The 12,690-nt window shown below is 69.6% G+C and carries 12 protein-coding genes; 5 read left to right on the plus strand and 7 right to left on the minus strand.

The features are described from left to right. The first annotated feature begins 220 nt into the window (after positions 1 to 220). The 3 genes from ACZ45E_RS34195 (at position 221) to ACZ45E_RS34205 (ending at position 3,683) form a co-directional block, all read left to right on the plus strand. A complete protein-coding gene (locus ACZ45E_RS34195) occupies positions 221 to 2,503 on the plus strand; it encodes a bifunctional glycosyltransferase/CDP-glycerol:glycerophosphate glycerophosphotransferase (RefSeq protein WP_468228621.1) in 2,283 nt (760 codons plus the stop codon). 99 nt (positions 2,504 to 2,602) lie between these two features. Then, a complete protein-coding gene (galU, locus tag ACZ45E_RS34200) occupies positions 2,603 to 3,502 on the plus strand; it encodes a UTP--glucose-1-phosphate uridylyltransferase GalU (protein WP_468228623.1) in 900 nt (299 codons plus the stop codon). Positions 3,503 to 3,539: 37 nt separating this feature from the next. Continuing rightward, positions 3,540 to 3,683, plus strand: a complete 144-nt coding sequence (locus tag ACZ45E_RS34205) for a hypothetical protein (RefSeq protein ID WP_468228626.1) — start codon at positions 3,540 to 3,542, stop codon at positions 3,681 to 3,683. Positions 3,684 to 3,766: 83 nt separating this feature from the next. Here ACZ45E_RS34205 and ACZ45E_RS34210 read toward each other — a convergent pair whose 3' ends face one another. From ACZ45E_RS34210 to ACZ45E_RS34230, 5 genes are all read right to left on the minus strand, one after another. Next, entirely contained in the window at positions 3,767 to 4,633 is an 867-nt protein-coding gene (locus ACZ45E_RS34210) for a calcium-binding protein (protein WP_468228629.1), read from the minus strand. 192 nt (positions 4,634 to 4,825) lie between these two features. Beyond that, positions 4,826 to 5,623 (minus strand): GAF and ANTAR domain-containing protein, encoded by a 798-nt coding sequence (locus tag ACZ45E_RS34215; protein WP_468228631.1) that lies wholly within the window; start codon positions 5,621 to 5,623, stop codon positions 4,826 to 4,828. Between the two features lie 166 nt (positions 5,624 to 5,789). Then, complete coding sequence (locus tag ACZ45E_RS34220) at positions 5,790 to 6,965, minus strand: RNA polymerase sigma factor (protein ID WP_468228633.1); 1,176 nt, start codon at positions 6,963 to 6,965, stop codon at positions 5,790 to 5,792. Further along, on the minus strand, positions 6,962 to 7,369 hold the full coding sequence (locus ACZ45E_RS34225) for a YciI family protein (protein ID WP_468228636.1): 408 nt from the start codon (positions 7,367 to 7,369) through the stop codon (positions 6,962 to 6,964). Before ACZ45E_RS34225 ends, ACZ45E_RS34220 begins: the two co-directional genes overlap by 4 nt. A gap of 138 nt (positions 7,370 to 7,507) precedes the next feature. Then, the gene (locus ACZ45E_RS34230) at positions 7,508 to 8,020 is read right to left on the minus strand and encodes a GtrA domain-containing protein (protein WP_468228639.1); all 513 of its coding nucleotides are present in this window, start codon (positions 8,018 to 8,020) and stop codon (positions 7,508 to 7,510) included. Between the two features lie 327 nt (positions 8,021 to 8,347). Between ACZ45E_RS34230 and ACZ45E_RS34235 the strand changes: the two genes are divergently transcribed. Beyond that, positions 8,348 to 9,580: a cytochrome P450 gene (locus tag ACZ45E_RS34235; RefSeq protein WP_468228641.1), complete on the plus strand. Its 1,233-nt coding sequence runs from the start codon at positions 8,348 to 8,350 to the stop codon at positions 9,578 to 9,580. Between the two features lie 161 nt (positions 9,581 to 9,741). Here the strand turns inward: ACZ45E_RS34235 and ACZ45E_RS34240 are convergent, their stop codons facing one another. Both ACZ45E_RS34240 and ACZ45E_RS34245 read right to left on the minus strand, forming a co-directional pair. Continuing rightward, positions 9,742 to 10,233 carry a CAP domain-containing protein gene (locus tag ACZ45E_RS34240; protein ID WP_468228644.1) on the minus strand — a complete coding sequence of 164 codons (492 nt, stop codon included), beginning with the start codon at positions 10,231 to 10,233 and terminating at the stop codon, positions 9,742 to 9,744. A gap of 334 nt (positions 10,234 to 10,567) precedes the next feature. Then, positions 10,568 to 11,011, minus strand: coding sequence for an Hsp20/alpha crystallin family protein (locus ACZ45E_RS34245; protein WP_468228646.1), 444 nt, complete (start codon positions 11,009 to 11,011; stop codon positions 10,568 to 10,570). 265 nt (positions 11,012 to 11,276) lie between these two features. Between ACZ45E_RS34245 and ACZ45E_RS34250 the strand changes: the two genes are divergently transcribed. Then, a complete protein-coding gene (locus ACZ45E_RS34250) occupies positions 11,277 to 12,440 on the plus strand; it encodes an FUSC family protein (RefSeq protein WP_468228649.1) in 1,164 nt (387 codons plus the stop codon). The last annotated feature ends 250 nt before the right edge of the window (positions 12,441 to 12,690 follow it).

The raw sequence follows: 12,690 nt of genomic DNA on the forward strand, positions 1-12,690 counted from the left end.
TGCAGTCCCATCATCAAAGGTGCCGGTGGGCGGCGAGACTGCGGGACGTAACGGAGCGCCCGGCAGGGCCGGTTGCGTCGCTGAGCAGGAGGTGGGAGCGGTATTGCCCCCTCCGCTCATACTGTATTTTCATGTAATATTCACCTTCTGCTTATACGTACCGCCCAGAGGCGCCTGAGAAGGCGTCCTTTTGACGCGCTCCAGGTCCAGGGAAGCCCACATGTTTCATGCCCAGAGCACGGTCGCTCCTCGAATAAGCCTTGTCGTCCCCGTGTACAAGGTCCAGGGGTACCTGCGTGCGTGCCTCGACTCGATCCTCGACCAGTCCTTCGCCGACTTCGAGATCGTCGCGGTCGACGACCGGTCACCGGACGCCTGCGGCCGGATCCTCGACGAGTACGCCGCACGCGACGACCGTGTCCGGCCGATCCACCTCGAGGAGAACAAGGGCATCGGCAAGGCGCGCGACCTGGGCGCGCTGCGCGCGCGAGGCGACTACATCTTCTTCCTGGACAGCGACGACACACTGGCCCCGGGCGCGCTGCAAGCCGTCGCCGACCGTCTTGACCTGACGGACGATCCCGACATCCTGCTGCTCAACCACGTGCGTACGTACTGGACGAACCGGGTGCAGGCGAGCGCCGCCGGGGAACTCCTCGCCGCCGCCGGCACCGAGGTGTTCACCGCCCTGGAGCGGCCCGAGTACCTGACGATGTTCGCCGTCGTGTGGAACCGCGTGTACCGCCGCGAGTTCTACGTCGGCAACGAGTTCACCTTCACCGACGGCATCTACGAAGACGCCCTCATGGTCTACAAGACCATGCTGACCGCCGAGCGCATCGCCTGCCTGGAGCAGGTGTGTGTCGAGTACCGCCAGCGCCGCCAGGGCAACTCCATGCGCACGCCCGGCCAGAAGCACTTCGGCATCTTCGAGCAGTACGCCCGGCTGTTCACGTTCCTCGACGAGCGCCCGCACCTGGCCCCGGTGCGCGGCCTGCTCTTCGAGCGGATGGTCAGCCACTTCCTGTTCACGCTGGTGCGCGAGGACCGCATCCTGCCCAAGGACCGCCCCGACTTCTTCAAGCGTTCCTCGCAGCAGTACAACCGCTTCAAGCCCGCCGGCTTCAAGCGGCCCGAGGGCGTCACGGGCCTGCGCTTCGACCTGGTCGAGCGCGGCTCCTACACCGCCTACGCCGCCGTCCAGTTCGCCGGCTCCACGCGGGGCAAGCTGCGCAAGCGCGCCGCCAAGACCAAGACCGCGCTGGGCAGGAAGGCGTACGACCAGCTCTACCGGATGCACCTGCGCCGCCCCATCGACGAGAACCTCGCCGTCTACAGCGCCTACTGGGAGCGCGGTGTGGCCTGCAACCCCGCGGCGATCTACCACAAGGCCAAGGAGCTCGCCCCGCACATCCGCGGGGTGTGGGTCGTGCGGCCGGGCGAGGTGGAGAACGTTCCGGACGGCGTCGACTACGTCGTGACGCGTTCGCCCCGGTACTGGGAGGTCATGGCGCGCGCCAAGTACCTCGTCAACAACGTCAACTTCGCCAACGAGATCATCAAGCGCCCCGGCCAGATCCACCTGCAGACCCACCACGGCACGCCGCTCAAGCAGATGGGCATCGACCAGCAGCGCTTCCCGGCCGCCGCGAAGAACATGAGCTTCCACCAGATGCTCAAGCGCGTCGACCGCTGGGACTACAGCCTCTCCTCCAACCAGCACTCCACGGAGATCTGGGAGCGCGTCTACCCCTGCGCCTTCGAGAACGTCGACTCGGGCTACCCGCGCAACGACGTCTACTTCGAGGCCACCGCGCAGGACGTCGCCCGAATACGCGCCGAACTCGGCATCGAGGAGGGCCAGACGGCCCTGCTGTACTGCCCCACGGTGCGCGACTACCAGAAGGGCTTCATCCCCCGCCTCGACCTGGAGCGGATGTGCCGTGACCTCGGCCCCGGCTTCGTCGTCCTGGTGCGCGCCCACTACTTCTACGGCGCCGACCCGCAGTTGCAGGCGCTCCAGGAGCGCGGCCTGATCAAGGACGTCTCCAAGTACCCGGTGGTGGAGGACCTCTGCCTCGCGGCCGACGCCCTGATCACCGACTACTCGTCGATCATGTTCGACTACGCCTGCCTGGACCGGCCCATCGTCTCCTACGTGGATGACTGGGAGGTCTACAGCAAGGCCCGGGGCGTCTACTTCGACCTGCTGTCGCAGAAGCCGGGCGAGACGCCGGGCGCCACCGCGACCAGCGAGGACGAGCTCATCGAGGTCTTCCGCAGCGGCGCGTGGAACGACGAGCGCTCCGCCGCCCTGCGCGCGGCCTTCCGCGAGCGCTTCGTCCAGTACGACGACGGCCACGCCGCCGAGCGCGCCGTGCGCACGGTCTTCCTGGGCCAGGAGGGGACGCCGGCGGTCATCCCGCTCGACCAGCGCACCCCGGCGCCCGCCGCCGCGACCGCTCCGCAGGCAGTCAGCGGCACCGACCTCGTCGGCGCCTGACCTCACACCTATCGGCACGGCCCCGCACCGAGCGGGGCCGTGCCGACGTGCACGCTCACACCCACACCACATCACGCACAGCACGGGGAACCACCACATATGCATACCAGGATCACCAAGGCTGTCATCCCTGCCGCGGGCCTCGGCACCCGGTTCCTGCCGGCCACGAAAGCGACTCCCAAGGAGATGCTTCCGGTGGTGGACAAGCCGGCGATCCAGTACGTGGTCGAAGAGGCCGCGTCGGCGGGCCTCGATGACGTGCTGATGATCACGGGCCGCAACAAGCGCGCCCTGGAGGACCACTTCGACCGCAACTACGAGCTGGAGTCCGCCCTTCAGAAGAAGGGCGACGCGGACCGCCTCGCCAAGGTCCAGGAGTCGAGCGACCTGGCGACCATGCACTACGTGCGCCAGGGCGACCCCAAGGGCCTCGGCCACGCGGTGCTGTGCGCGGCCCCGCACGTCGGCGACGAGCCCTTCGCGGTCCTCCTCGGCGACGACCTGATCGACCCGCGCGACCCGCTGCTCGCGCGGATGGTGGAGGTGCAGGAGCGGCACGGCGGCAGCGTCGTCGCCCTCATGGAGGTCGAGCCCTCGCAGATCCACCTCTACGGCTGCGCCGCCGTCCAGGCCACGGACGACGATGACGTCGTCAAGGTCACCGACCTGGTGGAGAAGCCGGCAGTGGCCGACGCCCCCTCCCACTACGCGGTCATCGGGCGGTACGTCCTCGACCCGGCCGTCTTCGGGATACTGCGGCAGACCGAGCCGGGCCGCGGCGGCGAGATCCAGCTCACCGACGCCCTCCAGCAGCTCGCCGCGGACGAGAAGATCGGCGGCCCGGTCCACGGTGTCGTCTTCAAGGGCCGCCGCTACGACACCGGCGACCGCAGCGACTATCTGCGCGCGATCGTCCAACTCGCCTGTGAGCGGGATGACTTGGGCCCGGACTTCCGTGTCTGGCTGCGCAGGTACGTCACCGAACAATGCCCTGCATGAATCGAGCCGTCACCCCGGCAGGACGGAACCAGGTCAAGTGAACGAATCACAGCAAGGCCAGGACGAACTCTTCTGCCCGCCCGACGAGGACGACCCGGAGGCCAAGCTCCCCATAGGCCCGCTGGTGTTGTTCACCGTGCTCATGGTGATCGTCCTGTGTGTGGACTGGCCGCACACCTGAGCGCTCGTCGTCGCAACAGAACCGGCCCGAAGCCTTCAAGGCTTCGGGCCGGTTCCATGTGTGCCGTGCTTGCGCGGAAGGGGTTAGCGCACGTCGACGTAGTCGGCGCCCGAAGTCGCCGTGGAGGTGGTGCCGTTACCCGCGTAGGAGAAGCGCCAGGTGCCGTCGGCCGAGGCGGTGACGGTGGTCTTCAGCGCGCCGGACGAGGAGCTGGTCACCGTCTTGACGGTGCTGTAGCTGCTGCTCCCGGACTTCTTGAACTGGAGCTGCGCCTTCTGGCTGCCGTAGCCGTAGTACTTCTTGTAGGACCAGCTGACGCGGCTCAGGCTGCCGGAGACCGTGATCGGCTTGCCCTTCGCCACCGGCTCGGGCGAGGCGTTGAACGACTTGATCTGGGCGGCGCGCTTGATCCAGTGGTTCTTGTACGCGACGTTCGCGGCGAGGCTGCCGTCCGAACCGACGGCGGCGGCGTACACGTTCCACTTACCGTTCAGCGCGCTGTCGTAGAGCTCCTCACCGGGGGCGGCGGTCAGCTCCACCTTGCAGGTGGCCGACGTCGCGCTCCAGTGGTCGCAGTCGTACGAGATGTCTTCGCTGTTCGGGACGATGGCACCGTCGACGTCGGTCTTGTAGTCGCTGCCGTGCCACAGGAAGGCCTGGACGCCGTAGATGCCCTCGGGGCTGGTGGCCGTCACGTAGATGCTGAACTTCTTCGCCTGCGTGCCGCCGACGACGATGTCCTTGTCCCCGTTGACCGTGACCTTGGTGATCTGGGTGCCGGCGGTGGACCGCGCCGACATCTTGTCCTTGCTGTTCTGGCCGACCATGAACGACTTGACGTTCGCGACGGGCGAGGGGGTGTCGTCGGCCTGGGCGGCCGGAGCGACAAGTGCGGTGAGAGCCACGGCGCCGGACATCGTCGCGGCGGCCAGGCTGGCACGTATGCGCATAAATGCTTCCCCAGTTGAAAAGGTGCTCCCCGTCCCCATGGGGGAAGGAGCTGCATCGATCAGATGAGTCTGTTGACTCCGCGAGGTAGACCTGTGACATGGGGCAACGGTTGTACGCGGCATGAAGTTTTTTTGACCTTGGTACCAACAGCGCCCGCACACGGCCCGGGGAAGCGCTCGGGACGGCCGGTCTCAGGGCGGTGACGCGGCCCGGTCGGAACCCGGCGGCGGGGGGATGGTGACGGTCCCGTCGACGATGTCGCGGGCGAGGTCGACCAGGCGCAGGTGGTGACGGCGGGCGTAGGCGCGCAGCCGGTTGAAGGAGATCCCCGGGTCGGTCCCGTGGCGGGCGGTCAGAAAGCCCTTGGCCTGCTCGATGGCGGTGCGGGTGTTCAGCGCCGTCTGGAGCTGGGCCCGTACCGTGCGGTGCTGGTCGAGGGTGGTCTGCTGGAGCAGGGAGATGGCGGTGGCGTCGGCCAGGGCGCGGGCCAGGTGCCGGTCGGCCTTCTTCAGTGGACCGGGGACGCGGCGGAAGAGGTTCAGCACGCCGATGGACTCCCCGCGCAGCCGGATCGGCGTGGCGTGCACGGAGGTGTAACCGGAGCGGTGCGCGCGGATGCTGAAGCGCGGCCACCGCTGTGCGAGGCCGCCGCCGATGCCGTGGTCGACCGGGACGGCCTCGTGGAAGGCGGTGCAGCAGGGGCCTTCGCGGCCGTCGAGTTCGAAGAGTTCGACCAGGCGGACGCGTTCGGAGGAGGACGCGACCAGCTGGAGCGGCCCGTCGGGGAGGGCCAGCATGACGCCGGCGTCGCCGATGTCGAGCAGGTCCATGCAGTGTTCGGCGACGCGGTACAGGAACTCGGCGGGGTCGAAGTCCTCCACGAGGGTGTCGGCCAGATCGATCAGCGCGGCGGTGATCCGTGCCTCGCGCGGCAGCCTGGGCGGCCCGTTCGACGAAGGCGGGCCAGGGGGGAATGGCGAGGTGGGCATGGCGGCCTCCGGTCGACGTGTGAGTCAGTGACCGGGGCCGGAAGCACGCTACGGGGGCTGGGTGTCACACCACCCGCCGAGGGCTGACGTCCCTCCAAGCTACGCCCCCCGAAGCGCGGACCAGTGTCACCGCATGAGTGTCACAGCGTGCTCGTGGCGAACGGTCTCAGTGGCGTAGCCGCGCGTTGAGCCGCGCCGCCTGGCGCGTGAGGTGGTCTCGTTCGGGGATGTTCGGCGCCGACCGGGCCGCCTCGGCGTAGAGCACTGCCGCGGTCGCCGTATCGCCGTCACGCTCGCGCAGGTACGCCGCGACGGCGGCGTACCGCGGCAGGGCGGGGTCGAGCTCCGCCAGGGCCGCCAGGCCGGCCCGCGGTCCGTCGGCCTCGCCCACGGCGACGGCCCGGTTGAGGCGGGCCACCGGGCTGTCGGTGAGGCGTACCAGCTCGTCGTACCACTCGACGATCTGCACCCAGTCGGTCTCCTCGACCTTCGGGGCGTCGGCGTGGAGCGCGGCGATGGCCGCCTGCGCCTGGAACTCGCCCAGCCGGTCGTGGGCGAGGGCGCTCTGGAGTATCCCGACGCCCTCCGCGACGAGCCGGGTGTCCCACCGGCCGCGGTCCTGCTCGGCCAGTGGGACGAGCCTGCCGTCGGGGCCGGTCCGCGCCGGACGCCGTGCGTGGTGCAGCAGCATGAGCGCCAGCAGGCCGGCGACCTCCTCGTGGCGGGTCCTGGCCGCGAGTTGGCGGGTGAGTCGGATCGCCTCGGCGGCGACGTCGACATCGCCGGAGTAGCCCTCGTTGAAGACCAGGTAGAGCACGCGCAGCACCGTGGCGACATCGCCGGGCTGCTCGAACCGGATGCCGGAGACGGTCCGCTTGGCCCGGCTGATCCGCTGCGCCATCGTCGCCTCCGGCACCAGGTAGGCCCGCGCGATCTGCCGCGTCGTCAGGCCGCCGACGGCGCGCAGCGTGAGCGCGGCCGCCGAGCCCGGGGAGAGGGACGGGTGCGCGCACAGGAAGTACAGCTGAAGCGTGTCGTCCGCCGCCTCGCCCGCACCGGGCGGGGGTTCGGCCAGGACCCGCTCCTCCCGGCGCCGCCGGGAGGAGTCGGCGCGGACGGCGTCGAGGTACTTGCGCCAGGCCACCGTGATCAGCCAGCCCTTGGGGTCACGCGGGGGCCCGCCGTCGCCCGGCGGGCCGGGGGAGGAGCCGTCCGGCCAGGCGCGCACGGCCTCCACCAGGGCGTCCTGCACGGCGTCCTCGGCCGCCGCGAAGTCGGCGCCCCGGCGGACGAGGACACCGATCACCGCGGGCACCACCTCCCTGAGCAGCGCCTCGTTCACTCGGTGGCCGGGCAGTGCTCGGCGTAGAACGGGCGCACCTCGAGCCACTCGTGGAGCGGCTTGCCGCCCGCGCCCGGAGCCGCGGACAGCTCGCCCGCCAGCTCGAGGGCGCGCTCGTAGGTGTCGACGTCGATCACCATCCAGCCGGCGATCAGATCCTTGGTCTCCGCGAACGGGCCGTCGGTGACCGGCGGCCGCCCCTCGCCGTCGTGGCGGACGAACGTGCCCTGGGGGGTGAGCGCCTGGCTGTCGACGAACTCGCCGGTGCCTTCGAGCCGGGCGGCGAAGTCACGCATGTACTGCACGTGCGCGGAGACCTCCTCCGGCTCCCACTGGTCCATCGGCACGTCGTTGAGCGGCGCCGGCGCACCCCGGTAGTGCTTCAGCAACAGGTACTTGGCCATGTTGTGCTCCTTGGTCAGGTACGGCCATTGTGGCCGTGCTCGCTCCGGGGACGGAGCAGCGCGCGTGTTCTCGACATCCCCGCGCGAACTTTTTCCGGCGGCCCGCGCACTCTCGCTATTCAGGCGCACACGCGTCGCTCACGCGGCGCGGCAGAGTACCGCGGGGCCGGCCGAGGCGCGGGCCACGGGCGCGGTCATGGGGCGGCCGGTGGCCGCGGCCTGCGAGCGGGTGCGGGCGAAGACGACGAGGCGCAGCACCGCGAACCGGGCGACGCCGGCGAGCGCGGACGCGGACAGGTAGACGGCCTGCTCCAGGACCGCGCCGGGGGACGCCACCAGCTGTTGCAGGGCGGCCATCGCCACGCAGGTCACCGCGTACGCGGCCGCCGCGGATCCGCCCGACTGGGCATGCTGGCGCCAGGTCGCGCGCCCGCCCCTGCCGAAGGTGAAGCGGGCATGCAGCTCGGTGGCCAGGAGCGTGGAGGCCACGGTGATCGCGGCGTTGGCCAGCGCCCAGGGGAGCCAGGACGCGAGCGCCGCCACGGCGAAGCTGGAGGCGACCCCGACCCCGCCGCCGCACAGCACGAAACGAGCGAAGGCGACGAAGGCACCCGGCGCGGCCTGCTGCCGGCTCTGCGCTGCTGTCTCCATGACCCCACCCCTTTGACGTGTCCTACGAGAAGCGAGGCGCGCCCCGGAGCTGAGACCGGGAAGCACGCCGTTCGATGGTGCCATCATGACACACAAGTGGCACCATGTGGAGCCGTTCCGGAAATTGCTGTCTGCGCCCCGGAAAAGAACCCCCTGACGTGCTGTTTTGTGGATCACGGTGGCACATTGGCCGCTTGGCTCGCTGAACTTGGCGCAGATTGGCTCGTACTGGTGCCATGAATGCGCCATGATGGGGCCACGAAAGCGGATTCACTGGGTACCCGACCCGTTGAGTACCCGACCCGCTGAGTACCGAAAGGAACCTCGATGAGCCAGCTGCCTGCTGCCCCCCACGGCCTCCCCACGGAGCGCGACGCGGGCCCCTTCGACCCGCCCGCCACGCTCTCCCGGCTGCGCGAGACCCGCCCCGTCAGCCCGCTGATCTTCCCCGACGGCCACGAGGGCTGGCTGGTCACCGGCCACAGCGCCGCCCGCCAGTTGCTGGCCGACACCCGGTTCAGCTCCCGCCAGGACATCGGCGTACTGCACGTCCCGTACGAGATTCCCGGCATGCCCGCCCCCACCGAGCCGTCCCCGCAGGTGCCGGGCCTGTTCATCAGCATGGACGCGCCGGACCACACCCGGCTGCGGCGCATGCTCATCGGCGCCTTCACCGTCAAACGGATGAAGGAGCTGGAGGAGCACATCGTCGACATCGCCGAGCGGCAACTGGCGGAGATGGCGCGGCTGACCCCGCCGGTCGACCTCGTCAAGGAGTTCGCGCTGCCGGTGCCCTCGCTGGTGATCTGCGAACTGCTCGGCGTCCCCTACGAGGACCGGGGGAGCTTCCAGGCCGACACGGCCACGTTCATGGAGAAGGACGTGGCGCTGGAGGAGAAGATGGCCGCGTACACGGGCCTGACCACGTACCTCTCCGCACTGGTCACCCGCAAGCGCGCCACCCCCGGCGAGGACATCCTCTCCGACCTGGCCCGCCGCGACGAGCTCACCATCGAGGAACTGACCGGCGTCGCCTTCCTGTTGCTGCTCGCCGGCCACGAGACCACCGCGAACATGCTGGGCCTCGGCACGTTCGCCCTCCTGGAGAACCCCGAGCAGGCGGAGCTCCTGCGCGCCGACCCGGAGCTGATGCCCGACGCCGTCGAGGAACTCCTGCGCTATCTGTCCGTCGCCGACATCTTCTACCGCTACGCCACCGAGGACATCGAGCTCGGCGGCGAAACGATCGGCAAGGGCTCGACCGTCGTCGTCTCCCTGCTGGCCGCCGACCACGACCCCGAGCGCTTCGAGGACCCCGACGCCCTGGACATCCGGCGCACGGCCCGCGGCCACGTCGCCTTCGGCCACGGCGTCCACCAGTGCCTCGGCCAGCAACTGGCCCGCATCGAACTGCGCGCCGGTCTCACCGGACTGCTGCGCCGCTTCCCGACCCTTCGCCTCGCCGTCCCCGCGGACGAGGTACGGCTCAGGACCGACATGAACATCTACGGCGTCCACGCGCTGCCGGTGACGTGGACGCAGGACACCACCCCACGCTGACGGCGAACGGGGCCGCTCGGCACCGTCGGCCCGCTCGCTCCGCCTCGGGGCATGAAGAGGCCCTGGCTGGAGGGGAGTTCAGCCAGGGCCGCCAGGGGCTGTATACGCGGAGCGGCCCCACCACCCCCGCATGATCAGACCGCCGCGTTCAAAGACGTGTTCTAACGCTTGGAGGCCAGGTCCAGGGTCCACCAGAGACCGCCGGGACCACCGGCCGTGCCGACACCGGCGTGGGTGAAGCGGCAGGTGAGGATGAGGTCGTGGTGCGTGGGGCTCTCCATCCACAGTTTGACGACGGTCCCCGCGGTGTCGACACCGCTCGCGATGGCCTCGCCCGCGTAGGCGGCCCGGTACCCGGCGGCGCGCATCCGCTTCAGCGGATTACTGCCGTCCGCGCCGGTGTGTTCCAGGCGCTCGTGCCGGGCCATGTCGTCACTGTGCTTCCGGGCGGACTTGTTGAGCGAGGAGCGCAGCCGGACCGGACGGCACCCCGCGTCGGCACGCCGCTCGTTGATCCCCGCGACCACGCCGGCCGCCGCGCCGGCCGCGCGATCGGCACCGTCGGTGCCGCCCGACCGCTCGTCGTCGACCGGCAACAGCGCCACGAGGAGCGCGCATGCCGTGAGGAACAGGGGCCGGAGCGATGCGGTCACGGTCGTCCCACTTTCTCAGTCTCACCACCTCGACAGGCGGCGGCACTTCATGTCTCAGGCATGAGAGCGCGGCGAACAGGATGAGTCGTACTTCCTGCACGCTTTCCCGGCATTTATGTAATCGTGGGGGATATTCATACAAGCGCAACTTCGCTGTGCCGCTCTCGCCCGGCCCTGGTCCAGGCCGATGCGACGGACGTGGACGCGCCGGGGCCGCCTTGCGAGCTCTGGTGCGGGCGGCCCCGGTGGGAGGCTGCGGCCAGTGCAAGGCGGCCCCAGTGAACGGCGGTTCGGCCTCATCGGCCGGTGCCCGCGGTCAGGTGCGCGGTGACGGTCAGGGGGAGATCTGCCGGGGCTCCTCGTCGCCGGGCCGGCTGATGCTGATCTTGCGCGGCTTGGCGCGTTCGGCGATCGGGATGCGCAGGGTCAGCACACCGGCGTCGAGGGACGCGTCGATGCGCTCGGTGTCCAGCGTGTCGGCCAGCATCAGCTGCCGCGAGAACACCCCCATCGGCCGCTCGGCCAGCTCCATCTGCGCACTCTCGCCGGTGGGGACGGGGCGCCGCTCCGCCTTCACGGTGAGCATGTTGCGCTCGACGTCGATGTCGATGGCGTCCGGGGCGACGCCCGGTAGGTCGAGGGCGATCACGTAGTCGTCGCCGTCGCGGTAGGCGTCCATCGGCATGGGAGACGGCTTGGACCAGGTCCCGGACGGGCCGGTGAACAGCTGCTGGGCGAGGCGGTCGATCTCGCGGAAGGGGTCGGTACGCATCAGCATCGTGCTGCACCTCCGAGGCTCAGGGCATTTCATGCCGCGTGGGCTGTGCTGGAATCGGTTGTACCACGTCATCGGAACGATGACAACAACTGCCGTCAACACATAGACGACACACGTCATAGTCAACACATGGATGACACCCTGGCGAGGCGCCTCGGAGAGTCCGCACCGCTCAGCCCGGTTTTGGCTGTATTTGCTGCGGTTAATTGTGAGGTGGCAGTCCTGGGTTGTGGGACGGAGTACGAAGAGAGGGCTGGTCGGACGCATGGTGGAGCGGTTGCAGAACATCGGGGCGTGGACGGCCCGGGCCTGGGGCTCGTCCGGGCATGAGCGCGCCACCGTCCTGCTGATCGGCAAGTGCGTGCTGGCGTCGACGCTGGCCTGGTGGATCGCGCACGATCTGCTGAAGGCGACGTCGCCGGCGTTCGCACCGTTCTCGGCGGTGCTGACGATGAACGTGACGATCTACAAGTCGGTGTGGCAGACCCTGCGTTACACCGCGGCGGTCATCGTCGGGGTGGCGGTGCAGGCGGCGATCGGCTTCACCGCAGGACCCGACCTGTTCGCGTTCGTGGTGGTCGCGGTCATCGCGCTGAGCCTGGGCCAGTGGCAGGCCCTGGGGGAGCAGCGCTCCCAGGTCGCCACGGCCGCGTTCTTCGCGTTCTCCACCTACACCGCGGCGACCACCAACAGTGACCGGGCGGCCCAGCTCGGACAGATCATCCTCCTCGTGGTCATCGGCTGCGGCATCGGTCTGGTCGTCAACCTGTGCATCGCCCCGCCGCTGCGCTACCGCAGCGCCGAGCAAGGGCTGCACGCCCTGGCGGGGGAGATGGAGTCGCTGCTGGACGACATGGCCGACGGTCTGGGCAGCGGGGATGTGGATGCCGACCGCGCCGGTCAGTGGGTCGCCGCCGGGGAACGGGTGCAGAGCGCCGTCGGACAGGCCCGCGCCGGACTGGAGACGGCGGAGAACAGCCTGCCCTTCAACCCGCGCCGGCTGCTGCCCGCGCACCGCAGCTACCTCACCTTCACCCGCTACCGCCAGACGGTGAGCGCGATGGAGCGCGCCGTCTACCAGCTGGCCTCCCTCACCCGCGGACTCGGCCGGTGGCGCGAGAGCGAGAACACCTACACCTACGGCCCCGCCCTGACCGCCTACGCCGACTTCGCCGCCAGCCTGCGCGACATCGCCCACGTCATCGCCGAACTGGACAGCGACACGCTCGCCGACCAGGCCGAGCAGATGTGCGCGCTGGCCACGAAAGCGCAGGAGGCGCTGCGGAAGGTCCTCGCCGCCGCCGACGAATACGGCCTGCCGCTGGCGGACGCCACCCGCCCCTACGGGGTCCTCATCGTCGAGGCCACTCGTCTGATGGAGGAGTTCCAGAACACCTGCGACGTCCTCCAGGGCTCGGCCGAGGACTGATCGGCCTGTCGCCGCACGCGGCCGCGCCTCCGGTGACCTGCACCTATGCGGGTTCGGGTAGCTGTCCGACACGCACGTGAAAATCTATCCCGGCGAGAGTAGACATCGCGCTGTCGCACGGTTATGGTTTCTCTCGTAACCCGGAGAGAACGAAGGACCCGGCGGAGCGAACTGCCGGTAGTAGTACGGAAGTTGCAGTGTGCAGGACGGTGCGGTGGTGGAGTTCCGAAGCCAGGTTTGCAGCAGGACG

The sequence above is a fragment of the Streptomyces sp. NPDC030991 genome, assembly GCF_055571235.1.